Consider the following 24,525-nt stretch of genomic DNA (forward strand, 5'->3'; position numbering starts at 1 on the left):
GTGTGGCGCTTGCGGTGTGCCTTCTCTTCGACCCGGACACCGACGGGGCGATCCGCCGGCTGTGGGCGGCCCTGGAGGAAGCCGGCATCGGGACGCTGTTGACCCACACCCACCGGCGGCACGTGCCCCACCTGTCGTATGCGGTGCTGCGCAGCTTCGACGTCGAGGCAGTGACCGCCGCCGTCGAGGGGCTGGCTGGAGGCCCGACTGCGGAGGTGCGGTTCGACTCCGTGGGCCTCTTCACGCGCGGGCGCGGCGCCCTCCTGGCGCCGGCGACCATGGACTTGCTGGCTCGGCAGCGGGCGGTGGTCGAGGCGGTCACGAGCAGCGGCGCGGACCTGCACTGGCACTACCGACCCGGGCGGTGGATCCCGCACTGCAGCCTCACCACGGGGACCACTCAGGAGCTGCTGCCCACGGCGGCGGTTCGCGCCTTCGACGTCCTGCCGCTCGAGGGCCGGACAGTGAGTGCCGCCCTCATCGACAGCGGCACCGGCCAGCAGTGGCCCCTCGCCCACCTCCCGTGACATCCATCCGGTGTCGCTCTCGTGCGGGGCCGGTGTCAGTCCGGTGTCAGGGCTGTTGACGCCGTCTCGGGCGAGGATCACTGTCGAGACATGCGCATCGCGCTGCTGGGGTCGCTGCAGGTCAACGAGGGTCGGACGACCCTCGGCCCCCGCGACCGCATCATCCTGCAGGCCCTGGCCACCCGCCCCGGCACGGAGCTCAGCGCCGAGGCTCTCGCGGAGACGCTGTGGGGCGAGGACCTGCCCGAGACCTGGCCGAAGATCGTCCAGGGGTGCATCGTCCGGCTCCGCAAGGCGCTCGGCGCGGACGCGATCCAGACCTCACCGCACGGCTACCGCCTGGACCTGCACCAGGACGAGGTGGACCACCTCCACTTCGAGCACCTCCTGACGCGGGCTCGCGAGCTGCTGGCGAACGACGAGCCGGAGCGGGCCCGCTACGTCACCGGGCAGGCCAGGGAGCTGTGGCGGGGTGAACCGCTCGTCGACCTCGCAGACTGGGGCCCGGGGCGGGTCGAGGCCGAGCGCCTGGTCGAGCTGTGGCGCGACGCCGACGACCTCCACGCGGAGGCGGGGCTGAGGTCCGGCCGCTACCAGGACGTCCTCGGTGACGCGCTGCGGATGGTGGCCGAGCAGCCGACCAGGGAACGCCGCTGGGGTCTCCTGGCCCTCGCGCAGTACCAGGCCGGACGACAGGGCGACGCCCTCCAGACCCTGCACCGCGCCAAGGTGACCCTCGTCAACGAGCTCGGCCTCGACCCCGGGCCCGAGCTGGCCCAGCTCGAGCAGGCGATCCTGCGCCAGGACCCATCCTTGGCCGCCCAGACCGTCCTCCCCCCGACCAGCGCCCAGTGCCCCTACCTCGGGCTGGTCGCCTACGACGTCGCCGACGCACCGGCCTTCTTCGGTCGCGAGGCCGACATCGCCGCGTGCCTGCGGCGTCTGGACGAGGGCCAGGTCCTGGCCGTCGTCGGACCCTCGGGATGCGGCAAGTCATCACTGGCCCGGGCGGGCGTCGGGGCGGCGCTGGAGCGCGATGGTCGTCGGGTGAGGGTCTTCACGCCGGGCGCCCACCCGACCGACTCACTCTCGGCCGCCAACCCACGCGCGACCGACGTCCTCGTGGTCGACCAGTGCGAGGAAGCCCTCGCGCTGGACGCCGACTGGACCGAGCGCACGGAGTTTTTCGACCACCTCGTCGCCTTCGCCACCCGCGGGCGGGGCGTCCTCGTCATCTCGCTGCGGGCGGACCGGCTCGGCGACCTGTCCACCCACCCGGAGTTCGCCCGGCTGGTCGAACGTGGGCTGTACCTGCTCGGCGCCATGACCGAGCCCGACCTGCGGGCCGCGATCGAGGGGCCCGCTGCGCAGGCCGGCCTACGGCTCGAACCCGGCCTGGTCGACCTGCTCGTGCGCGAGGTGCAGGGCGAACCGGCCGCCCTCCCCCTGCTGTCCCACGTCCTGCGCCAGACGTGGAAGCACCGCGAGGGCAGCACGCTCACCGTCGCGGGCTATTCCGCGACCGGTGGTGTGCGAGAAGCCATCTCCCAGTCGGCCGAGGGCGTCTTCCGCGAACTGACACCGGTCCAGCAAGGGGTGCTTCGCGACCTCATGGTGCGGCTCGTGGCACCCGACCACCTCGGCGAGCCGGTCCGCCAGCGGATCCCCCGCCGCTCAGTGGCCACCGACGACGACCACACCCTGCTCATCGAGCGGCTCGTCGGTGCCCGGCTGCTCAGCACCGACGGCGACACCGTCGAGATCGCCCACGAAGCCCTGGCCATGGCGTGGCCGCGGTTGCGGTCGTGGCTGGACGACGACGTCGACGGGCTGCGCATCATGCGGCACCTCTCCGTGGCGGCGACCAGCTGGGACGACCTCGGCCGCCCCGACAGCGAGCTCTACCGCGGCGTCCGGCAGGGGCGGGCCGTGGAGTGGCGCGACCGCGCCACCCCGTCCCTCACCCCTGCGGAGCAGGACTTCCTTGCCGCTGGAGCGGCCCTGGCCGAGACCGAGCGGCGGGCCACCGAGGAGCAGGTGCGACGCGAACACCGCTCGAACCAGCGCCTCCGCGCCGGTCTCGCCGCCGTGGCCGTGCTCCTCGCAGTGGCCATCGTCGCCGGGGCCCTCGCCAAGACGGCGGCCGACCGGGCCGACCAGCAGGCGCGCGTGGCCGACGCCCGTCGCCTCGGCGCGGAGGCCCTCAGGGCCGACGACCTGGACCGTTCCCTGCTGCTCGCCGCTGCCGGCGTCACCCTGGAAGACTCGGTGGACACCCGGAACGCCCTCCTGGCCACCCTTGACCGCGGCCGTTCCCTGGTCAGCAGCGCGCGCGTCGACGGCCGCGTCCTCAGCATGGATGTCAACGGCGCCACCGGGCAGGTCGCGACCGCCGCGGCCGACGACGTGGGGGTGGAGCTGCGCGACGGCCGGACACTGGACAGGATCTCCACCCCGGAGAAGATCGCCGGAGTCGCCGTGGTCGCCAGCCCGGACGGCGCTCGTTACGCAGTGTCGATGTGGACCGACCTGGTCGAAGCCGGCGTAGAGCCGCCGGTCGTGCTCCTGGAGAAGACTGGAAGACGGTCCGCGACCCAGCTGGGCGGCTTCCCGTCCGGATACCACGTGTTCCACAACATGGGCTTCAGCCCCAACGGCCGGTGGCTCGTGGTCTCGATGACCCACCTGCACGGGAGCACGGGGGACGTCACCGCCGTGTGGGACCTGCGTTCGCCCGCCAAACCGGTGGCAACCCTAGAGCTCCCTGAGGGGTTCTCCCCCAACGTCAGCGCCGACGGTCACACGCTCTACTCGACCAACCCCGGCGGAGGAAGACTCGTCGTGACGGAGCTGCCGAGCGGCCGCACGCGTCAGGTGATCGAGGCAGGTGACCTCGGCGTGCGCCAGCTCGACGAGACGCTGGTCCAGAGCCCGGACGGGCGGCTGCTGGCGGTCGGCGCCGGCGTGGAGGCCGTCTTGGTCGACACCTCCACCCTGCGGCCGCGCACCTACCTGTCCGGCCAGGGCCGGACGACAGGGTTGGCCTTCTCCGCCGACGGCACGCGAGTGGCAGCTTCGGGCGGCCGGCTCACGGTCTGGGCGCTGGCGGGGGACGAGGCGCGCGAGATCCTCGCCCAGGACAGCTCCGTGGGAGACCCAGCGTTCAGCCACGACGGGCAGACGCTCTTCACCGCCACCTTCGCTGGGCTCATCCAGGCTTGGGACCTCCAAGGAGACCGGCGGTTCCTGGCCACGAGAACCGGCGAGCCCCTGGGCTGGGGCCAACCCGGCGCGCGGCTCTCCCCCGGTCTTGACAAGGTGGGCTATGTCGAGGGGGGACCCCTCTTCCGAGTCCGCGACGTTGCCACCGCGGCGCTGGGTCCGCTGCGGAGGCCGGCGATGCAGCAACGCAGCTACAAGGACCTCGCCTGGCACCCCGACAACTCCACCCTGAACATCACCAGCGGGGATCCGGTGGTGATGACCTGGGAGGCCGCCACCGGTCGGGTACTTGCTCTCCACAGGCTGAGCCCGGACTCCGACGAGGGCGCTGCCATCGCGTTCTTCAGCGTCGACGGCAAGTACCTGCTCGTCGGCAGCACCACCGGGAGGCTGCACGTCCTGGACGCCCACACTCTGGAACCGGCACGTGAGCCCATCCAGGTGCGCGAGAACAGGCCGGGCCAGACGGAGGGGCTGGCACTGGATGGGTTCGCCCCGAGTGGTGACCACCGCACCGTCTACACCAACGACCTCATCGTGGACTACGTGGCCGGGACCATCCGGCCGATGCCGGACCTCGGCGCCCCCGTGCAGCTCGCCATCCCATCGCCAGACGGCACCAGGCTGCTGGTGGACCTGGGCGATTCGGGTGTCGGCCTCCTGGACGCCGCTTCCATGGAGTGGGTTGCCCGGCCCAACGCCGCACAGGCGCACCTGATGGGCTACTTCACCAAGTTCAGTGACGACGGCACCCTCGTGGCGAGCGTGAACGAGGGCAAGCTCAGCCATTGGGACGCGCGGACCGGCGCCTACCTCGGCTCCGCGACGGTCGACGAGGACGGTGACATGGCCTTCACGAAGGACAACAGCCAGATCCTCTTCGCCGGAGCCAGCGGGGCCCTGATCACGTGGACCCTCGACCCCACGACGTGGCTTGCCAAGGCCTGTCAGCTCGCCGGCCGCTCGCTCACCGAGCAGGAGTGGCGCACCTACCTGCCGGGTCGTCCGTTCGTGTCGGTCTGCTCGTCCTGAGCTGCAGCGTCGAGCCTGGCCAGGGCGAGGCGCACCAGCGCTTCCGCCGACTCCCCACGCTCGCGCGCCCGGGCGGCCAGCGCCACGATGGCCATGCCGAGGTCGTCGTCCGCGGCTCCCACCGTGGCGAGGTCACCACCGGTCCGGTCGAAGCGGGCCAGCACCTTCTCGGCGGCGAGCAGGCTCGGCAACGACCTCGGTATGCCGTGCAGCAGCCCTTGGTGCCCGTCCTCGCCTCCGCCGTGCGGTGCCTTGGCCGCGCGCTCGGCGGCCTTGATCTGCTCCCAGGCGCGCTCCACCTCGGCGGGGGTGAAGGCGTCGCCGTCGGCGAACACGTGCGGGTGCCTGCGGACCAGCTTCTCGATGATGGCGCCGGCCACGTCGTCCACGTCGAACGGCTCGGTGGCGTGCTCCTGGGCGACGCGGGCCTGGAAGACCACCTGGAGGAGCACGTCGCCGAGCTCCTCACGGATGTGGTCGCGGTCGCCGGACTCGATCGCCTCGGCTGCCTCGTGGCTCTCCTCGATGAGGTACTTCACCAGCGTCTCGTGGGTCTGCTCGGCGTCCCAGGGACACCCGCCCGGCGAGCGCAGCCGGTCCATCACCGCCACCAGGTCGAGCAGCCGCGACCCGGGGACGTCCCAGGAGGCGACGAGCACCTCGACCTCCGGCGGTGAGCCCAGCCGGGACACCTCGGACGCGATGGCATCGGTGAGCCCGGGGTCACCGTCGGCCGAGGAGACCCACACGACGTCGCCCACGGCGGCCCGGTCCATCAGCGTGCGGGACAGCGCAGGTGGGCTGAGCTCGCCGAGGTGAGCCACCGGCACGCCCGCCTCGGACACGGCGTCGGCGAGCGGCTCCGACGCGTCGCGGGCCAACACCGCGTCGGCGGCGTCGAGGGCCTGCCAGGCGGTGCGGGTGAACAGCCCTGGCGCGATGCGGGGGCTGCCGACCAGCAGGGTCAGCCGTCCCGTCACGGGTCGCTCAGCCCGCAGGGGTGGTGGGAGCGGGCTCAGCCGGGGCGGGCTCGGCCTTGATCCAGTTTGGCTGGCTCACGTCGAACCGGACGGCCTTGGCGTCGAAGGTGCCGTAGCGCGGGTTCATCGTGACCTGGGCCTTGCGGGCCAGCTCCACGACGTGGCCCTGCTCGACGGTGGTGAGCTGCTGCGAGGCCAGGCTCGACTTGACCAGCTCGAGGGTGGCCGGGCTCGGGTCCTCGATCTCGGTGATGGCGGCCTTGGCGGCGCTGTCGGACAGGCCCTTGCCGGACTCGTCGGCGATCTGGTTGATGAACCCGGCCATCACGAGGCTCGACAGCGCGTTGGCCGTGTTGAGCGACGAGTCGGGGTAGGCCTTCGTGATCTGGGCGGTGGCCTCCTGGACCTCCTGCTCGGTGATCCGGTGGCCGTTGACGACGGCCGCGGTGTCGGCGGTCGCGCAGCCGGACACGGCCAGCACACCTGCCACGGCGACCGTCACGACGGCCCCACGCAGGACGCTGAATGCCTTCACGGGATGGCCCTTCGTCATGTACAGCCCTCTCACCTTGCTCAGTCTCACCACGGTCGGCTCCACGCTCATCGAGCCGAGTCCGCACCCTGTCGGGTGCCCACCCGGGCGGCGTCGGCGACGCTGCCCAGCAGGACGGACCGGATGAGGTCGCTGGCCCACTGCAAGACTGCCGTGTCACGCAGCGGTTGGCCACCCACCCGAGCCGTCATCGGCTTCGGCACCAGAATGGTATGCAGCGCGTCCTTGACGAGCGACTTCGGGTAGAGCCGCTGCAGCCTGAGCTGCGCCGACTCGGGGAGGTCCACCGGCCCGAACCGCACGAAGTTGCCCTGCACCGAGATGTCGGCCACCGACGCCTGCCGGGCGACGGTGCGCAACCGGGCCACCTCCATGAGGTTGCGGACCGGCTCGGGGAGCGGGCCGTAGCGGTCGACCAGCTCGGCCTCGATCTCTGCGAGCGCCGGCTCGTCGACCACGCTGGCGAGCTTCTTGTAGGCCTCCAGGCGGAGCCGCTCCCCCGGCACGTACTCGTGCGGCAGGTGGGCGTCGACGGGCAGCTCGATCTTGATCTCACCCGGGGGGGCCTCGTCGCCGCGGAAGTCCGCGACGGCCTCCCCCACGAGTCGCACGTAGAGGTCGAACCCGACTCCCGCGATGTGGCCCGACTGCTCCCCACCCAGCAGGTTGCCCGCGCCCCGGATCTCGAGGTCCTTCATCGCGATCTGGATGCCGCTGCCGAGGTCGGTGTGGCTGGCCATCGTCTGGAGCCGGTCGTGCGCCGTCTCGGTCATCGGCTTCTCGGGCGGGTAGAGGAAGTAGCAGTAGGCCCGCTCACGGCCACGCCCCACACGACCGCGCAGCTGGTGCAGCTGGGAGAGGCCGAGCACGTCGGAGCGCTCGACGATCAGCGTGTTGGCGTTGGAGATGTCCAGGCCGGTCTCGACGATCGTCGTGCAGACGAGGACGTCGAACTTCTTGTCCCAGAAGTCGACGACGACCTGCTCGAGCTTGTGCTCGCCCATCTTGCCGTGGGCGGTCGCCACCCGCGCCTCGGGGACGAGCTCACGGATCCGGCTGGCGGCGCGCTCGATGCTCGAGACCTTGTTGTGGACCAGGAAGACCTGCCCCTCGCGGAGCAGCTCGCGCCGGATGGCGGCCACGATCTGCTTCTCGTCGTACGCGCCGACGTAGGTCAGCACGGGGTGCCGCTCCTCGGGAGGTGTTGCGAGAGTGGACATCTCCCGGATGCCGGTCACGGCCATCTCGAGCGTGCGCGGGATCGGCGTGGCCGACATGGCGAGCACGTCGACGGCGGTGCGCAGGGTCTTGAGCTGCTCCTTGTGCTCGACCCCGAAGCGCTGCTCCTCGTCGATCACGACCAGGCCGAGGTCCTTGTAGCGGATCGAGCCACCGAGGAGCCGGTGCGTGCCGATGACCAGGTCGACGCTGCCGTTGGCCAGCCCCTCGATGGTCTCGCGCGCCTCCTTGTCGCTCTGGAACCGCGAGAGCGCACGGACGGTCACCGGGAACTGCTGGTAGCGCTCGGTGAAGGTCTGCAGGTGCTGCTGCACGAGCAGCGTCGTCGGCACCAGCACCGCGACCTGCTTGCCGTCCTGGATCGCCTTGAAGGCGGCGCGGACCGCGATCTCGGTCTTGCCGTAGCCGACGTCGCCACAGATGAGGCGGTCCATCGGCACGGTGCGCTCCATGTCGGCCTTGACCTCGTCGATCGAGCTCAGCTGGTCGGGCGTCTCGACGTAGGAGAAGGCGTCCTCGAGCTCGCGCTGCCACGGGGTGTCCGGCGCGAAGGCGTGCCCGGCCGTCGCCATCCGGGCCGAGTAGAGCTGGATCAGCTCGGCCGCGATCTGCTTGACGTACTTGCGCGCCCGTCCCTTGGTCTTGGCCCAGTCGCTGCCACCCATCTTGTTGAGGGCCGGCATCTCGCCACCGACGTAGCGGGTGACCTGGTCGAGCTGGTCGGTCGGCACGAACAACCGGTCGCCCGGTTGGCCACGCTTGCCCGGGGCGTACTCGATCACGAGGTACTCGCGGGTCGCACCGCCGACGGTGCGCTGCACCATCTCGACGAACTTGCCCACGCCGTGCTGCTCGTGGACGACGAAGTCGCCGGGCTTGAGCTGGAGCGGGTCGACCTGGTTGCGCCGCCGCGAGGGCATCTTGCGCATGTCCTTGGTCGAGCCACCCTGACCCGGGGTGCCGGTCAGGTCGGTCTCGGTGATGAGCGCGAACTTGCTTGCCGGAGCGAGGAACCCGCTGCCGACCGTGCCGGTGGTCAGGTGCACGACGCCATCGGTGAGGTCGGTGAGGTCGGCGTCCAGCCGCGCCGCCACGGACTCCCCCGCGAGCACCTCGGCCACCCGCCGGGCCAGACCCGGGCCCTCGGTCACGACGACGACCCGCCACCCGTCGGCCACCCAGCCCTGCAGGTCGCCGACCGCGTCCGGGGTGCTGCCGCGGTAGCGCGGCGCCTCCTCCAGACCGGTGTTGACGACGACCGAGTCACCGTCGGCGAGCTCCTCGTCGGCGACGAACGGGCCGAGGTCCCACCACGGCATACCCGCCTGCGCGGCGTGGGCGCGCAGGTCGGCGAGGCTCCAGAACGAGGCGGTGCCGAGGATGCCCTGGAGGTCGATCGGCACGCTGTTGCCGACCGCGGCGTTGGCCCAGCCGGCCTCGAGGAACTCCTGGCTCGTGGCGACCAGGTCGTGGGCTCGCGTGCGGACCCGCTCGGGGTCGCACAGCAGGACCGCGGTGCCGTCCCGCAGCGTGTCGAGGACGCTCTCCATGCCGTCGACGAGGGCCGGCGCCAGGGACTCCATCCCCTCGACGGCGATTCCCTCGGCCAGCTTGGACAGCAGGTCGACCGCCCCCGGGAGCTGGTCGATGAGGGCACTCGCGCGAGCACGCACCGACTCGGTCAGCAGCACCTCGCGGCACGGTGGAGCCCACAGGCCGTGCTCGGCGACCTCGAGGCTGCGCTGGTCGGCAACCCTGAACCAGCGGATCTCCTCCACCGTGTCGCCCCAGAACTCCACGCGCACCGGGTGGTCCTCGGTGGGCGGGAAGACGTCGAGGATGCCGCCGCGCACGGCGAACTCACCACGCCGCTCGACCAGGTCGGTGCGCGAGTATGCCGCGGCCGCGAGGTCCTCGACGACCTGCTCCAGGGGCGCCTCGTCGCCGGCCTTGAGGGCGACCGGCGCGAGGTCGCCGAGGCCCTGCGAGACCGGCTGCAGCACGGCGCGCACCGGGGCCACCACGACGTCGAGCGGGCCGTACGTGGCGTCGGTGGGGTCGGGGTGCTTGAGGCGCCGCAGCACCGCGAGGCGCTTGCCGACGGTGTCGCTGCGGGGGCTGAGCCGCTCGTGCGGGAGCGTCTCCCAGGCCGGGAAGTCGGCCACCCGGTCGGGGTCGAGGTAGCAGCCGAGGGCGGCGACGAGGTCCTCGGCCTCTCGCGTCGTCGCGGTGACCGCGAGGATCGGCCGACCGCTGTCGCGGGCCAGGGCGGCGACCAGGGCCGGTCGGGCGCCCGCCGGCACGGCGAGGTCGGCGACCGGTTCCCCGGCCCGCGCCACCGCCAGGGCTCGGGCGACGGCGGGGTCGGTGCCCAGCAGGTCGAGCAGCGGGGCGAGGGTCATGAGGAGGCTCCTGGGACAGACCGGGTGTAGACAGCACAAACGCCCCACAGCAAAGGGCTGGTGGGGTGGGTGTCCACCCTAACCCCGCATCGGGGGTGACCCGGCGTCCGTCGTTTGCATGAGTCGCCCGAAGCCCCGGTCCAACAAACTTGGGTGAACTGCATACGACGCCGTAAGAAACAGCTGTAGGGGGAACGGGAATGAGCGAGCTTGTGAGGCCGGGCGGAGGGGCGCCAGGTCCTGGAGGAGGCGAGGGAATGGTTCGGGGCTACGTTCCCGGGGTCTTCGACCTCTTCCACATCGGGCACCTCAACATCCTCCGCAGCGCCCGCGAGCAGTGCGACTGGCTCATCGCGGGCGTGGTCACCGACGAGAACGCCTACCGCGCCAAGTCCAAGATGCCGGTGATCCCCCTCGCCGAGCGGGTGTCCATCCTCGAGCACATCACCCTCGTCGACGAGGTCATCATCGAGCACCAGCCGAGCAAGCTCGACGTGTGGCACGACCACCCCTTCGACGTCATCTTCAAGGGCGACGACTGGCGGGGCACGCCCAAGGGCGAGCGGCTCGAGCGTGACCTCGCCACCGTGGGGGTCGAGGTCGCGTACTTCCCCTACACGATGCACACGTCCAGCACGCTGCTGCGTGCTGCCCTGGAGCAGTTCGCCTCCTGATGTCCGACGAGACCCTCAGCCCGCCGGTCCGCCGCATGGCCCAGGCCCGGGCCCTGTCCGCCGGTGCCGGGAAGTCCAACCGGGGAGCCCCCGGCTACTCGCGCTGGATCAATCGGCCCGCCGGCCGCCAGCTGGCCATCCTCGCCTTCCGCATCGGGCTGTCGCCCAACCAGGTCACCCTGCTGTCGGGGCTCACCAGCCTGGTCGGCATCGTGGTGCTGGCGCTCGCACCGGCCACCGTCCCGGTCGGCGTCCTGGTCGCCTTCCTGCTGGCCCTCGCCTACGCGCTCGACTCGGCCGACGGCCAGGTCGCGCGCATGCAGGGTGGTGGCAGCCGCACCGGGGAGTGGCTCGACCACGTCATCGACTGCGTCAAGATCGCCGCGCTGCACTCCGCGGTCCTGGTCGCCTGGTACCGCTCCTACGACCTGCCCGACGCGATGCTGCTGGTCCCGATCGTCTTCGGGATCCAGGCCTCCACCTACTTCTTCACCAAGATCCTCACCGACCAGCTCCGCGACTCCGCAGCTGTCTCGGCTGCTGCGGCCGCCACGGCGGCGGCCGACGCACCGGTCGAGCCCACGACGCCGCCCGCCGTCAGCGTCGACGACGGGCGGCCCCCGGTGCTCGCCTCGCTGCTCGTGCTGCCCCTCGACTACGGCCTGCTGTGCGTGACGTTCGTCCTGCTCGGCTTCCACCAGCTCTTCGTCTGGGCCTACTGCGCGCTCGCCCTGATGGGCGTCGTCCTGCTCGTCGCGGCCTTCGGGAAGTGGTACCGCGACCTGTCCCGCGTGGCCTGAGCAGGCCTGATCGCAGTGGCACGACTGGTATGCCGGGTGGCCGGCGCGCCCTCTAGGGTTGCCACGACGCGCAGCGACGTCCACGACGGGGGGCAGGAGACATGACGAGGACGGTACGGATCCTGGGCACCCACGGTGTGCCCGCGGCATACGGGGGCTTCGAGACGGCCGCCGAGCAGATCGGGCTGTACCTCGTGGAGCAGGGCTGGCGCGTGGTCGTCTACTGCCAGGCCGACGGCAAGGGACCCATCACCTACGACACGTGGCGCGGCATCGAGCGGGTCACCATCCCCCAGCACCGCGTGGGCTGGCTGGGCACGTCGGCCTTCGACTGGACCTCGATCCGGCACGCCATCCAGCACGACGACGTCTGCCTCACCTTCGGCTACAACACCGGCGTCTTCAACATCCTGCAGCGGCTCAAGCGGATCCCCAACGTCATCAACATGGACGGCATGGAGTGGACCCGGCGGCGCTGGGGCATCCCGCGCCAGGCCATCCTGCTGGCCAACGAGCGGTTCGCCAGCCTGTTCGGGCACCACCTGATCGCCGACCACCCCGACATCGAGCGCTACCTCGCGCGGTGGGCCCGGCGGAGCCGGATCAGCATGATCACCTACGGCGCGCACGCGGTCACCGAGGCACCCACGGGGCCGGTCGAGGCGATGGGGCTCACGCCGGGGGGCTACCTCACGGTGATCTGCCGCCCCATCCCCGAGAACTCGCTGCTCGAGATCGTCGAGGCGTTCTCGGCCAAGCCCCGCGAGCGCACCCTCGTGGTCCTGGGCAACCTCGACGGCGCGACGGACGACTACCACCGGCAGGTGCTCGCGGCGGCCAGCGACGAGGTCGCCTTCCCGGGCGCCATCTACGACCCCGAGGTGGTGCAGGCCTTGCGGTTCCACTCGCTGGCCTACGTGCACGGCCACACGGTGGGCGGCACGAACCCCTCGCTGGTCGAGGCCATGGCGGCCGGCAACCCGGTCATCGCCCACGACAACGTCTACAACCGGTGGGTCGCCGGACCCACCCAGCGCTACTTCACGACAGCGCAGGAGCTCGCCGCCCAGCTCGACGAGCTGCTCGCTTCTCCCGACGTCCTCCACCAAATGCACGACGCGGCCCGGGGTCGCCATGCGGAAGAGTTCACGTGGGAGCACGTGGCCGGCCAGTACGAAGCCGTCCTCGCGCGCTTCCACGCAGGACTCATGCACCGCGCCTGAGGGGGCGCTGCCGGTCGCATCCGCCGACCGGCAACGAGGTGGATGGGGGCCACAGATACGGAGTTAGTCGTCGTGATCACCATGGGGGTCGTCGGGCTCGGCAAGATGGGCCTCTCCCACCTGTCCATCTTCCGCGCGCACCCGGAGGTCGACCTGGTCGCCGTGTGCGACTCGACCGGTTACGTCCTCGACGTGCTGAGCAAATACACCGGGCTGCGGACCTACAAGGACCTCAGCGCGATGCTGGCGGCCGAGCAGCTCGACGCGGTGGTCATCGCCACCCCCTCCCACCTGCACGCGCCGATGGTCCGGACCGCGCTCGAGGCCGGTGTCCACGTGTTCTGCGAGAAGCCGTTCACCCTCGACGACGCCGACGGCCAGGCCCTCACCGCCCTGGCCCGCGAGCGCGGCCTGGTCACCCAGGTCGGCTACCACAACCGGTTCGTCGCGGCCTTCGCCGAGCTCAAGCGCCTCATCGACGGCGGCGCCCTCGGTGCGGTCACCCACGTCGTCGCCGAGGCCTACGGCCCGGTCGTCCTGGCCCCCAAAGGGGGCACCTGGCGCAGCCGCCGGTCGTCCGGCGGTGGCTGCCTCTACGACTACGCCGCCCACCCGATCGACCTGGTGCAGTGGTACCTCGGCATGCCGACCGGCGTGGAGGGCAGCCGGCTCAACCGGATCTTCTCCGCCGAGACCGACGACGAGGTGGTGTCGACGCTGATGTACCCCGGTGACGTCACCGCCCAGGTCTCGGTGAACTGGTCCGACGAGTCGCAGCGCAAGATGTCGACCAAGATCAGCGTCTGGGGCACCACGGGTCGCGCGGTCGCCGACCGGCAGGAGGTGCAGGTCTACCTGCGCGACACGGCCGCCGTCCCCGAGGGCTACCGCACCGGCTGGAACGTGCACTACACGACCGACCTCACCGAGCAGCCGTGGTTCTACCTGCGTGGCGAGGAGTACAGCGCCCAGGCCGACACCTTCGTCGGCCGGGTCGCCAACCGGATGACCGAGGGCCCCAACGTGTTCAGCTCGGCCGCGGCCACCGACCGGATCCTGTCGATGATCTCGGCTGATGCGCAGGGCGCCGGCGGCCCTCGCGAGCGCGCCACCTCGACCGCCACGGTGGCCCCGCGCCGCCGCCGACGGCTGGCCTTCGGCCGAGGGAGGACTGCCTGATGGACCGCCTCCTGTTCGGTGACAACCAGTTCTTCGGCGTCAACCACATGTCCGAGGAGAAGGCGCGCAGCCAGCAGATGCGCTTCCAGGACCTCGGCGCGATCATGAAGGTCCTCGACGCCGCCTACGACGAGGGCGTCACGACCTTCATGTGCACGACCCACGACCGGGTCGCCGAGATCTGCGACCTCGTGCGCGCAGACCAGGAGCGCTACGCGCGCATGGAGTTCTTCCCGTGCATGCCCTACGCCCACAAGTACGCCAACGCGATGACCGAGGACGGACCCCTCGGCGCCCTGCGGCGCTTCCTGCCCGACCAGAGCGTGTTCAGCGCCGCCCTGACCGGCACGAAGTCGTTGGCCAGCAAGGACATCGACGGCATCACGCGGCTCCTCATCGACGCCGAGATGTCGATGTTCCGCGGGCTGCGGACCCCGGTGGTCTTCCTCCAGAACGTCGTCGTCGACCTGCTGCTGGGCCTGGGCTTCGACGAGGCGTTCGTCATCTTCGCCGACCACGTGCGCACGCGGTACGGCGCCGAGCCCGGCTTCATCACGATGAACCTCCCGCGTCTGCTCGACACCCTCGAGCGGCTCGGGATCGACAACCCGATCGTGTGCTCCAACATCAACAAGATCGGCTTCCGGATGCCCGGCGGCCTCGAGGCCTACGAGACCGCCCTGCGCGACCGTCGATTCCGCGCGATCGCCATGTCGGTCTTCGCCTCGGGCGCCATCCCCCCGGAGGAGGCCATCGACTGGGTGTGCGCCCAGCCCAACATCGAGTCGATCGTCTTCGGCGCCTCCAGCCGCCGCAACATCGCCTCGACGAGGGCCCTGGTCGAGAAGAGCTGGGCACCGGTCCCGCGGTGATGCTCTCCACCTTTCGGACGAGTGGCGGGGACCGCTCCGGAACGCAGAATGGAACCACGACGACCCACCGACGGCGGATCCACGGCGAAGGCCGTGGCAGGAAGGGAAGGAGGGGCAGCCGATGACCCTGCGCGCCTATCTCCAGATCCTGCTGAAGCGCTGGCGGATCGTCGTGGCCTGCACCGTGCTCGTGCTCGGCGCCGCGGCCACCCTCACCTACCTGACCCCTCCCACGTATGCCGCGAACGCGACGGCCTTCGTGTCGATCAGCTCCGCCGGTACGGCCGACGCCTCGATCTACCAGAGCTCGCAGTTCGCCATGCAGCGGGTGGCGTCCTACACCGAGGTGGTCAAGAGCCCCGACACGCTGCAGCCGGTCATCGACAAGCTCGGCCTGAAGATGAGCGTGCGCGACCTGCGCGCCGTGGTCTCCGCCGAGAACCCGGTCGACACCGTGCTCATCAAGGTCACCGCCACCGACAGCGACCCCCAGCGGGCCCAGGCGATCGTCAACGCCGTGAGCGACCAGATGGGGATCAACATCGAGAAGCTGGAGACGCCTCGCGAGCCCGGGGGCAAGTCGCCCGTCAAGGTGACGACCACGGTCCCGTCCCTGGCCCCGCAGCAGCCGATCTCGCCCAAGATCCCGCTCAACATGGCGCTGGGCCTGCTGGCCGGCCTGGCCCTCGGGGTGATCGTCGCGGTGATCCGCGAGCAGCAGGACACCACGGTCAAGGGCGACGAGCTCGAGGACCTCACGGGACGCCCGGCGCTGGCGCTGATCGGCCTCAACCAGCAGGTCAAGACCCACCCCCTGATCACCATGCAGGGCCACGGCCGGGGGGTGGAGGAGTTCCGCTCCCTGCGCACCACCCTGCAGTTCGTCGACGTGGACCAGCCGCCGCGCGTCATCGTCATCACCTCGGCGCTCGCTTCCGAGGGCAAGACGACAACCGCCTGCAACCTGGCGATCGCCCTGGCCCAGTCCTCCCTGCGCGTCTGCCTCGTCGAGGCCGACATGCGGCGACCCAATGCCTCGACGCTGATGGGCATCGACGGCTCGATCGGCCTGTCCAACGTCGTGGCCGGCCAGATCGACCTCGCGGACGCGCTGATGCCGTGGCACCGCGGGTTGCTCACGATCCTGCCGGCCGGGACGACCCCGCCCGACCCGACCCGGTTGCTCGGGTCCAAGAACATGGCCGCCGTGATCGCGACCCTGCGAGCGGACTTCGACTTCGTCATCATCGACGCCCCGCCGATCCTGCCGGTCAGCGATGCCGCGGTGCTCGCCAGGGGCGCCGACGGCGCCGTGCTGGTGGCTCGCTACGGCAAGACCCGGCGCGAGCAGCTCACCAGCGCCATCGCCGACCTCGAAGCCGTCAAGGCCCGGCTGATCGGCACCGCCCTGACCATGGTGCCGGCCCGCGGACAGCGTGACCTGCGTGGGCACGACGAGGACTACGCGGCCCTCGCAGCCGTCTCCGAGAGCGACTGGGCCGCCGCGCTGCCCAGCTCCTCGGGGGATGGCACCGGCCCCGAGTCCGACGGCGCGGCCAAGGTCGTCCCGGTGGTGGACGCCACGCCCGACGAAAGCGCTGACGCCTCGTCGTCGGACCATCCAGGCCCGCCGGCGGACAGCACGGGTGACCCCAGTGGTGACCGCAGCCGCGACGGTGCCGACCACCGCGAGGGTGACCGCGACGGGGTCCTCACCCGCGAGGGTGACCGCGACCGTGCCGGCAACCGCGACGGCCGCCACGAGCGGCCGATCTCGCTCGATCCCAGGGTGCTCGGGACCAGCTTCTCGAAGCCGATGAAGCCCTCGGGGCGGGGCCGAGTTCACTGACGTGGCACGGATGGCCACGGTCGGTCAGGCTGGAACGGTCCTCGGTGAGGCGTCGGCCAGGCTCGACGCGAACGAGTCCAGCGCCTCGCGCAGGGCCGGTGCAGCCTTGCGGTGCGAGCCGCGCTCGCCGTGGGGGTCGAGGATGTCGTGCCCGACCACCTCGGCGGCCCTCCCGAACCGTCGGCGCCAGCCGTGCGGCTCCTCGGGGGGCAGTGCCACCAGGCCCCGGACCGCGTTCATCTCCTCCAGCAGCCAGATGAGCCGTTCGCGGGTGCCCAGCCGCCCGGTGCCGGAGTGCACGGCACCCTCGACGGACACCGCGGCACCTTCGGCCACCGTGCGGGCCAGCGCCTCCTTGGCCAGGATCGCCGCCTCCACGATCGTGAAGGTGTGGTCCGCGCTGGCGGCGTCGAGCAGGCGCGCGGAGCCGCGGTACTTGCGCTCGGAGACGAGGACGAGGTCGGCGGCCCGCACGAGCTCACTGGTCACCTGCTGCGCGCGGTGTGGTCGCATGATGAGGTCGTGGTCCTTGGTGAGCTGGTCGCTCATCTGCGGACACCACCCGGCGCCGATCTCGGCGCGGATCCCGGCCGAGACCACCTGGACCTGCCACTCGGCATGGGCCTGGAGGGCCGAGCGCAGGATCGTCGCCGCGGCGGGGGCCAGGCAGCGGTCGTTCGCGCACAGCACGAGCACCGTCGTCTCCATAACCACCTCGTCCCCACGAGTCGTCGCGTGCTTCCAGTATGGGTCGCGGCAACCGGGACCAGATACCAGCAATCGGGCGAGCAGGCCTGCGTCATCCGGCGGAACCGAACAAGCATGAACACGACAAAGCAGACACCACGGACGCCCACGGAGATCGCGCCCTGGCAGCTGTACGTCTGTTGTCTCCTCCTCGTCGCGTGCACCATCCCCTGGCGGCGCGGTACGTACTTCGCCGGCGCCCTCGACCCCGTGGTGGCGGCCAAGGGCCTCCTGGGCGGGGCCGGACTAGCCCTGTCCTTCCTGCTCTCCAGGCGTTCCGCACGACCCACCGCCGTGGGCGCCCGCACCCTGACCCTGGCCGCCCTCTACCTCCTCGTGTCCTGCCTCGGGGGCTGGGCCGCCGGCCAGGCGCTCGCGTCGGTCGTCGTCGCGGTGCGGGTCGCGATGTTGCTGACCAGCCTGGCCCTGCTGCTTCACGCGGTCGGGGTGACCCGCCTGATCACCGCGATGATCCACTCGCTGGGCCTGGTCGCCCTCTTCGCGGTCGCGACCGGGGCAGGCACCTTGGGCAGCGGGCGCCTCCAGGGCGGCGTGCCGCCCCTGACCCCCAACGAGATCGCGCTCCTGACCGGCACCGTGCTCCTGCTGACCGTCCAACGAATGATCGAGAGCCGGGCCGCGCGCTGGGAGGCCGTCCTGGCGATCGGCCTGTTCGGCGTGGTGTGGCTGACCGGCTCACGGACCACGGCGGCGACCCTCTTCCTCGGCGTGGCCGTGATGGTGCTCCAGGCCCGCAAGTTCTCCGTGGCTGGGTTCGTCGCCATCGTCGCGGCCATCCCGGCGATGGCCTTCGCGGCCCTTGCCACCAGTGCGGTCACCAACCTTCTCCTGCGCGGTGGCGACCAGAACGTCACGACCCTCGCCTCCCGCACGATCGCCTGGCAGGCCGCACTCACCATGGAGGGTTCGACCTGGCAGCGCTGGTTCGGCGGTGGGCTGCCGATGAAGCACATCCCGGTGACCGGGCAGTTCTGGCAGAGCCAGCTCCTCGACAGCAGCTGGATCTCGGCGCTGGTCCAGACCGGTCTGATCGGCCTCGCGCTCACGGCCGTCTGGGTCCTGGCGACCGTGGGGTCGACGTTCCGCACGCCGCGGCCCTGGCGCCCGCTGTGGGTCGGCCTGATCGCCTTCGTCGGGCTGCGCAGCCTGCTGGAGAGCGGCCTGTTCGACGCCAGCACCTCGTTCATCCTCTTCGCGATGGTGAGCCTGATGAGCGAACCCGCCACCCGCACGGCGCCGGACCCCGGCGCTCCCGTGGACCCGGAGCCGGCCGAACCGGATCCCATCGTGGTGTCGGACGCGACCCTGCGCGAGCTGCAGCTCCAGGGTCAGCCGGACCCGAGGTCCTCGAGGACCGCACTGACCGCCCGGCGGTAGCGCGCTGGGTGGTAGCGCTCGGCCGACTCGTCGGCATCACGCAACGCCTTGGCACGGGTCTGCGGCCACTGCTGGAGCAGTCCCCGCACCGCCTCCGCGACGGCCTCAGGCCGGTCGGCGGGCACGGCGACGGCCGCCTCGAGGTGGGCGGCGGCCTCCTTCAGCCCGGTGTGGTCGCTGACGACGACCGGGCGCGCGCTGAGCGCTGCCTCGATCACGCCGTTGCCGAAGGACTCCTCGGCCCTGGACGGCACGAGCACGACATCGGCCTGCCGCAGGTGCGGCCAGACATCGGGGGTGAACCCGTGGAACCGCACGACATCGGTCAGCCCCTCGGCACGGACCAGGTCACGCAGCTCGGACTCGTACCACTCGTAGCCCGGGAACACCGCTCCCACGATGTCCAAGGAGGCCGCGGTGCCGTCCCTTCGCAGCGCGCTGAGCGCCCGGACCGCCACGTCGACGCCCTTGCGCGGGGACAGCCGGCCGACGAAGAGCAGCCGAGGGTCGACCACGGAGTCTCGTGGGGGCTCGACGCGGTCGGGGCCGGCCACTCCGTTGGGGATCACCTGCATGCGGCTGCGGCGACCCCCGGACCGGGCCGCGACCTCGAGGCTGGTGGTGCTGTTGCAGATCACCCGGGTGGCCAACCGCGTGGGCACCGTCAGGCCGTACCGTGCGACCGCGGACGACGCACCCTCGGCCTCGTGGATGTGGATCGCCGTGGGGATGCGCAGCAGCCTGGTGACGACCAGCCAGAAGGGGATCGTCACGGTGTTGACGTAGACCACGTCGGGCCTGACCCGTCTCACCAGGCGCACCATGGCGGGCACCCCGCGCAGCACGTCGACGGCGAGCCGGACCATCCCCCGAGGGCTGAGGTTGGCGCGCCGCACGACGGGCGCGGGACAGACCTCGACGCTCGCACCGGCAGCCAGCAGCTCGCGGTCGAGGGGACCGCTCTGCGAGGCGGCGACCACGACCGTCCAGCCGAGCTCACCCAGCCCGCGGACGGTCTCGAGCAGCATCCGATCGGAACCATAGAGATCGGCAGACGGGTTGGCCACGAGGGCAACCCGCCTGCCGAGCTCTGGGTGCGATGACGTCACGGCTGCGGCGGCCCAACCCACCACTCGTCGATGGAGTACACCACCGGGCCGTTGGTCGTGCTGCCGCTCAGGTAGGGGTACAGCCCGGCCGAACCGGCCGCCTGGAACCCTCCCGTGTTGTCGGTCGACGTGAGGGCCCACGCCGCCGGCTCGCTGGCTCCGACCTTCCACACCTTGACCCGCAGGGTCGTCGGTGCGGTGCCGGTCGCCTGCAGGCGCACCCGCAGCGAGTCCCCGGCGTTGTAGCTCACACCAGCCAGTGTGGCACTGCTGAGGACCGTCTCGGCACCGCTCTGGTTGCGTGTCAGCCAGACCGCGACCGCACCGCCCGCAGCCATCCGCACCTTCGCGCGGTAGTCCACGGTGGAGCTGACCCGGCGACCGATGACGCTGACGTACTGTCCGCCACCGGTGGGCACCTTGTCGGTCGTGACCAAGGTCTTGACCTCGGTGCCCGTGCTGCTCACGCTCGGGAGGTATGCCGTGTAGCCGTCACCGGCGTTGAGGCTCACCTTGCCGGTGCCGCCGCCGACCGACCACCGGGTGGTCGGACCACCGATGGTCCAGGCACCGCCGACGTCCGCCGTACCCCAGCCTCCGGTGACCGTGCGACCGAAGTCGTCACGAGCGAAGACCGTCGGTGCCGTCACCGTGACGGAGGCGGACTCGGTGTCCGTCCCGCCCAGGTTGTCGGTCACCGTGAGGATCACCGTGTAGGTGCCGGCCGCGGCATACGTGTGGCTGGTCGTGGCGCCCGAGCCGTTGGCGGTCAGGTCACCCCAGTTCCACGAGTACGACGCGATGGTGCCGTCCGGGTCGCTCGACGTGGACCCGTTGACCGAGGTGACCAAGTCGTTCTCGGTGTGGGTGAAGGCCGCGGTGGGCAGCTGGTTCGGCGGCGCGGTGACGGTCACCGAAGCGGTCTCGGTGTCGGTCTTGCCGCCGTTGTCGGTCACCGTGAGGGTCACCGTGTAGGTGCCGGCCGCGGCATACGTGTGGTTGGCCGTGGCGCCGGAGCCGTTGGCCGTTGCGTCACCCCAGTTCCACGAGTACGACGCGATGGTGCCGTCCGGGTCGCTCGAGGTCGACCCGTTGACCGAGGTCTGCAGGCCCGTCTCGCTGTGCGTGAAGGCCGCCGTCGGAGCCTGGTTCTCGACCACCGTGACGGAGGCCGTCTCGGTGTCCGTCGCCCCGTCGTTGTCGGTCACGGTGAGGGTCACCGTGTAGGTACCGGCTGCGGCGTAGGTGTGGTTGGCCGTGGCGCCCGAGCCGTTGGCCGTTGCGTCACCCCAGTTCCACGAGTAGGACGCGATGGTGCCGTCCGGGTCGCTCGAGGTGGACCCGTTGACCGAGGTCTGCAGGAACGTCTCGGTGTGGGTGAATGCCGCGGTGGGCACCTGGTTGGGCGGTGGCGCGTTCACCGTGACCGTGGCGGTCTCGGTGTCGGTCTCGCCGTCGTTGTCGGTCACCGTGAGCGTGATCGTGTAGGTGCCGGCCACTGCGTAGGTGTGGTTGGCCGTGGCCCCGGAACCCGCAGCTGTGGCGTCACCCCAGTTCCACGAGTAGGACGCGATGGAGCCGTCCGGGTCGTTCGAGGTGGACCCGTTGACCGAGGTCTGCAGGAACGTCTCGTTGTGCGTGAAGGCTGCCACCGGCGGCTGGTTGGCGACGTTGCCGCCACCGAGCTCGAAGTGCTGCGTTGCCGCACTGCCCGGGAGCACCGAGGAGTAGACCGCGACCTCGTCGATGGTGCCGGCGAGGAACGGGCTGCAGCAGCCCCAGTGGTTGTCGCCACCGACCCGCCAGTAGCCGTTGTAGTTCTCGGCGTCCGTCTGCCCGTTCGTGCCGACCAGCGCGCCGTCGAGGTAGAGCTTCATCCCGTCGGTGTTGCTCTGGGTCGCCATCACGTGGTGCCACTGACCGTCGTTGTAGGCCAACGGCGAGTCGATGGTGTTGGTGAAGCCGGTCCAGACCCCGAAGGTGATCCGGCCGTCGTTGTTGACGTAGACGTGCCGGTCGTAGCAGCCCGACGTGCCGACGTTGGAGCAGCCGAACCCGAGGATCTTCCCGCCGCTGGTCGACGTGGTCTTGAACCAGGCCTCGAGCGTGTAGTTGTGCGGGTTGTTGTAGACCTGCTTCGACGCCACGAACCCGTCGCTGCCGTTGAAGGCCACGGCCTTGTTGGTCGCTCCGTCGAACGCGCCGGTCTGGCCCTGGCTGTAGCCGCCCCGGTAGTCGCCGTCGGACTCGTTCGGACCGGAGTCCTTGGCCGTCGGGGTGGTGTCACCCAGTCGCCAGTACAGGTCCGGGTTCGCGTCCCACACCGCCTGGCCGTAGGCGTCAGCCGGTCGCGTCGGGACGTTGAGCGTGCGACCGCTCGCGGTGTAGTGCGACTGGACCATCGTCAGCGGGATGGCCGTCGGGTAGATGGCCACGTCGTCGATGTCGCCGGCGAAGTACGGGTTGCCGCTCCACGGGCTGTCACCACCGATGCGCCAGTAGCCCGAGTAGGCCTGGCCCACCGAGGTGCCCGCGTTGCGGCCGATCCGCTTGCCGTCCACGTAGAGGGTCACGCCAGAGGGCTCGAGGGTGCCGACCGCCTGGTGCCACTGCCCGTCGTTGTAGGAGTTGGGCGTGGTGACCGTGAAGAAGCCGTCGTGGTAGATCCCGAAGGTGATCCGGCCGTCGGGCTCCATGTAGATGTGGCGGTCGTAGTTGCTCGACGTGCCGGTGTTGTTGTTGCCGAAGCCGACGATCTTGCCACCGCTGGTGGTGGTGGTCCTGAACCACGACTCGACGCTGAACACGTCGGGACCGGGGATGGGAGAGGCGGTGGCCCCGAAGCCGTCGCTGCCACCGAAGGTGGTCGACTTGTCCGAGTCGCCGATGATCGCGCCGTTGGCGCCGCGGGTGAAGCCGCCGTTCATCGTCAGGTCGTCGAAGCCGGCCCAGTCGATGGAGTTTCCGGACGGCTCACCGAGCCGCCACAGGTGGCTCGCCCCGTCGTCGATGACCTTCTGCGCGTATGGGCTCGGCGAACCGCTGCCGACCGTGACCGTGTTGGAGACCGGGCTCCACAGCAAGTTGCCGTCAGGGTCGGTGATCCGCACCTGGTAGCGCACCTGGGTGCCCGGGGTGAGGTTCTTGTCGATGAAGCCCATGGTGGGCAGGTCCCAGTACGCCGAGTCGCCCGTGGTCGTGTAGACCCAGGTGTTGTTGTTGCGCAGCACCTCGTACTTGAGGTTCTTGTCGTCCTGGTCCCAGGCCGAGCCCCACGAGACGCGCACCGTGCCGGCGGTCAGCGAGACCGCGTTGGTGCTGGGTGTCGGGGTGGCCGGGATCGTCGAGTAGCGCGGGCCGCGCAGCTTCGGCGCCCCGGACGCCCGCGACTTGAACCGGGTCAGTCCCTGCTGGTTGGCGCCGTTGACGCGCGGGAACTCGCCACCCATGAGGACGTAGTCGCCGGCGGTGTCGACGGCCCACGCGGCCTGGCTGGCCGAGGTGTAGGAGCCGAAGGCCAGGTCGGGCCACCAGGTGAGCATCTTGGCGTACTGGTACCCGCGGTAGTCCCAGCCGTAGACGTCGTTCTTGGTCGTCAGGTTCGTGCCCGAGTTGTAGGTGACGACGGCCTTCTGCCAGCGTACGCGCGGGTTGGTGTCGCCGAACTCGTCGACCGCCGTGCAGTCGTGGTAGTGAGCCACCGCGTAGAGGAGGTTCTGGGTCGGGGCGACGTCGTAGGTGTCACCGAGGCAGTCGTTGACGAAGTTGATCGCACCGGTGCTGGGGTCGAGGCCGAAGGTGCCCTCGAAGTTGGCGTTGGAGTTGCCGAGCACGAAGGCGTAGCCGCTGCCGTAGACCTTCTGGCCGTCGGTCTTCAGCGCGGTGATGGCCGCGGCGCTGCCGCCCGCCTTGATCTTCTGGTTGGCGGCCCACGGCAGGGTCGCACCCGTCGCGGCGTCGACGGCGCCCATGCCGACGGCGGCCACGCCGTTGAGGGTGGTGAACGAGCCGCCGGGGATCACCTTGCTGTTGTCGGGCGTCATCGTCATGGTCCAGACGTAGCCGCCCTCAGCTGCCGGGGCCCAGGGGAGCATGGCGCCGTTGGAGTTGGCGAAGGCCGCGAGACGCACGCGGGAAAGGCCGTTGGCGGACAGGAAGTTGCCGCCGACGAAGACGGTGCTGGCCGTGACGCCGAGACCGCGCACCTGGGAGCCGATGTTCGGCGGGGTGTAGCCGGGGGGCGCCACCAGGGCTCCGGTGGCGGTGCTGAACGCCGCGAGGTGCCCCCGCGCGATGCCGTCGACCTGCGTGAAGTCACCACCGACGTAGATGCGCGAGCCGTCCGGAGAGGCCTTGATGACCAGGCCCTGGGCGTTGAGCGAGTGGCTGAAGGACGCCACGCGGTTACCAGTGGTGAGGTCGTAGGCGAAGATGTTGTTCGCCACGACCTCGCCGGCACCACCAGCTGCGACACCCGGTGGCCTCGCGCGGGTGAACGAGCCCGTGACGTAGACGGTCTGGCCCACGACGACCTGGCTGTAGACGACGCCGTTGATCTGCCAGGTCGGCAGAGCGTCGGCGGTCGCCACGTTGGCCGGGGCTGGGTCGGCGGCCTGGGCGGCCGTCGAGGGGATGACCACCCCTGCGACGGCCAACGCCGTCACCACCGCTCCCACACCGACGGTGCGACACCACCGAGCTACTGGTCCACGTCCCATG

15 protein-coding genes are annotated in these 24,525 nt (G+C 70.8%); 9 read left to right on the forward strand and 6 right to left on the reverse strand.

The window, feature by feature from the left end; translation table 11 throughout:
• Positions 1 to 2 precede the first annotated feature (2 nt).
• Positions 3 to 527, forward strand: coding sequence for a 2'-5' RNA ligase family protein (locus tag ASG91_RS13465; RefSeq protein WP_056923108.1), 525 nt, complete (start codon positions 3 to 5; stop codon positions 525 to 527).
• A 90-nt stretch (positions 528 to 617) separates the two neighbouring features.
• Positions 618 to 4,781 carry a BTAD domain-containing putative transcriptional regulator gene (locus tag ASG91_RS13470; protein WP_056923109.1) on the forward strand — a complete coding sequence of 1,388 codons (4,164 nt, stop codon included), beginning with the start codon at positions 618 to 620 and terminating at the stop codon, positions 4,779 to 4,781.
• Here the strand turns inward: ASG91_RS13470 and ASG91_RS13475 are convergent.
• The 3 genes from ASG91_RS13475 to mfd form a co-directional block, all read right to left on the reverse strand.
• Complete coding sequence (locus tag ASG91_RS13475) at positions 4,739 to 5,761, reverse strand: MazG family protein (protein ID WP_157606349.1); 1,023 nt, start codon at positions 5,759 to 5,761, stop codon at positions 4,739 to 4,741. The genes ASG91_RS13470 and ASG91_RS13475 overlap by 43 nt on opposite strands.
• Positions 5,762 to 5,768: 7 nt before the next feature.
• Complete coding sequence (locus ASG91_RS13480) at positions 5,769 to 6,296, reverse strand: hypothetical protein (protein ID WP_056923111.1); 528 nt, start codon at positions 6,294 to 6,296, stop codon at positions 5,769 to 5,771.
• Positions 6,297 to 6,361: 65 nt separating this feature from the next.
• Positions 6,362 to 9,955, reverse strand: a complete 3,594-nt coding sequence (gene mfd / locus ASG91_RS13485) for a transcription-repair coupling factor (protein ID WP_056923112.1) — start codon at positions 9,953 to 9,955, stop codon at positions 6,362 to 6,364.
• A 257-nt stretch (positions 9,956 to 10,212) separates the two neighbouring features.
• Here mfd and ASG91_RS13490 point away from each other — a divergent pair, with 257 nt between their 5' ends.
• The 6 genes from ASG91_RS13490 (at position 10,213) to ASG91_RS13515 (ending at position 16,552) form a co-directional block, all read left to right on the forward strand.
• Positions 10,213 to 10,629, forward strand: a complete 417-nt coding sequence (locus ASG91_RS13490; protein ID WP_056923113.1) for an adenylyltransferase/cytidyltransferase family protein — start codon at positions 10,213 to 10,215, stop codon at positions 10,627 to 10,629.
• The gene (locus tag ASG91_RS13495) at positions 10,629 to 11,429 is read left to right on the forward strand and encodes a CDP-alcohol phosphatidyltransferase family protein (protein ID WP_235545614.1); all 801 of its coding nucleotides are present in this window, start codon (positions 10,629 to 10,631) and stop codon (positions 11,427 to 11,429) included. The genes ASG91_RS13490 and ASG91_RS13495 overlap by 1 nt, the downstream gene beginning before the upstream one ends.
• Positions 11,430 to 11,530: 101 nt before the next feature.
• Positions 11,531 to 12,652: a DUF1972 domain-containing protein gene (locus ASG91_RS13500; protein ID WP_056923114.1), complete on the forward strand. Its 1,122-nt coding sequence runs from the start codon at positions 11,531 to 11,533 to the stop codon at positions 12,650 to 12,652.
• Between the two features lie 81 nt (positions 12,653 to 12,733).
• Complete coding sequence (locus ASG91_RS13505) at positions 12,734 to 13,831, forward strand: Gfo/Idh/MocA family protein (protein ID WP_235545629.1); 1,098 nt, start codon at positions 12,734 to 12,736, stop codon at positions 13,829 to 13,831.
• A complete protein-coding gene (locus tag ASG91_RS13510; protein ID WP_056923116.1) occupies positions 13,831 to 14,703 on the forward strand; it encodes a hypothetical protein in 873 nt (290 codons plus the stop codon). The genes ASG91_RS13505 and ASG91_RS13510 overlap by 1 nt, the downstream gene beginning before the upstream one ends.
• A gap of 121 nt (positions 14,704 to 14,824) precedes the next feature.
• Positions 14,825 to 16,552 (forward strand): polysaccharide biosynthesis tyrosine autokinase, encoded by a 1,728-nt coding sequence (locus ASG91_RS13515; RefSeq protein WP_056923117.1) that lies wholly within the window; start codon positions 14,825 to 14,827, stop codon positions 16,550 to 16,552.
• 24 nt (positions 16,553 to 16,576) lie between these two features.
• Here ASG91_RS13515 and ASG91_RS13520 read toward each other — a convergent pair whose 3' ends face one another.
• Positions 16,577 to 17,260, reverse strand: coding sequence for a hypothetical protein (locus tag ASG91_RS13520; RefSeq protein WP_056923118.1), 684 nt, complete (start codon positions 17,258 to 17,260; stop codon positions 16,577 to 16,579).
• Positions 17,261 to 17,374: 114 nt separating this feature from the next.
• Here ASG91_RS13520 and ASG91_RS13525 point away from each other — a divergent pair, with 114 nt between their 5' ends.
• Positions 17,375 to 18,697 (forward strand): O-antigen ligase, encoded by a 1,323-nt coding sequence (locus ASG91_RS13525; RefSeq protein ID WP_056923119.1) that lies wholly within the window; start codon positions 17,375 to 17,377, stop codon positions 18,695 to 18,697.
• On the opposite strand, the gene ASG91_RS13530 is transcribed toward ASG91_RS13525, so the two are convergent.
• Positions 18,649 to 19,725: a glycosyltransferase family 4 protein gene (locus tag ASG91_RS13530; protein ID WP_082594200.1), complete on the reverse strand. Its 1,077-nt coding sequence runs from the start codon at positions 19,723 to 19,725 to the stop codon at positions 18,649 to 18,651. The genes ASG91_RS13525 and ASG91_RS13530 overlap by 49 nt on opposite strands.
• Positions 19,726 to 19,802: 77 nt before the next feature.
• A complete protein-coding gene (locus ASG91_RS13535; protein ID WP_200961305.1) occupies positions 19,803 to 24,470 on the reverse strand; it encodes a LamG domain-containing protein in 4,668 nt (1,555 codons plus the stop codon).
• Positions 24,471 to 24,525: the final 55 nt, after the last annotated feature.

Origin of the sequence: Phycicoccus sp. Soil802, from assembly GCF_001429605.1 — a bacterium.
In the GTDB taxonomy this organism is placed as follows: domain Bacteria; phylum Actinomycetota; class Actinomycetes; order Actinomycetales; family Dermatophilaceae; genus Pedococcus.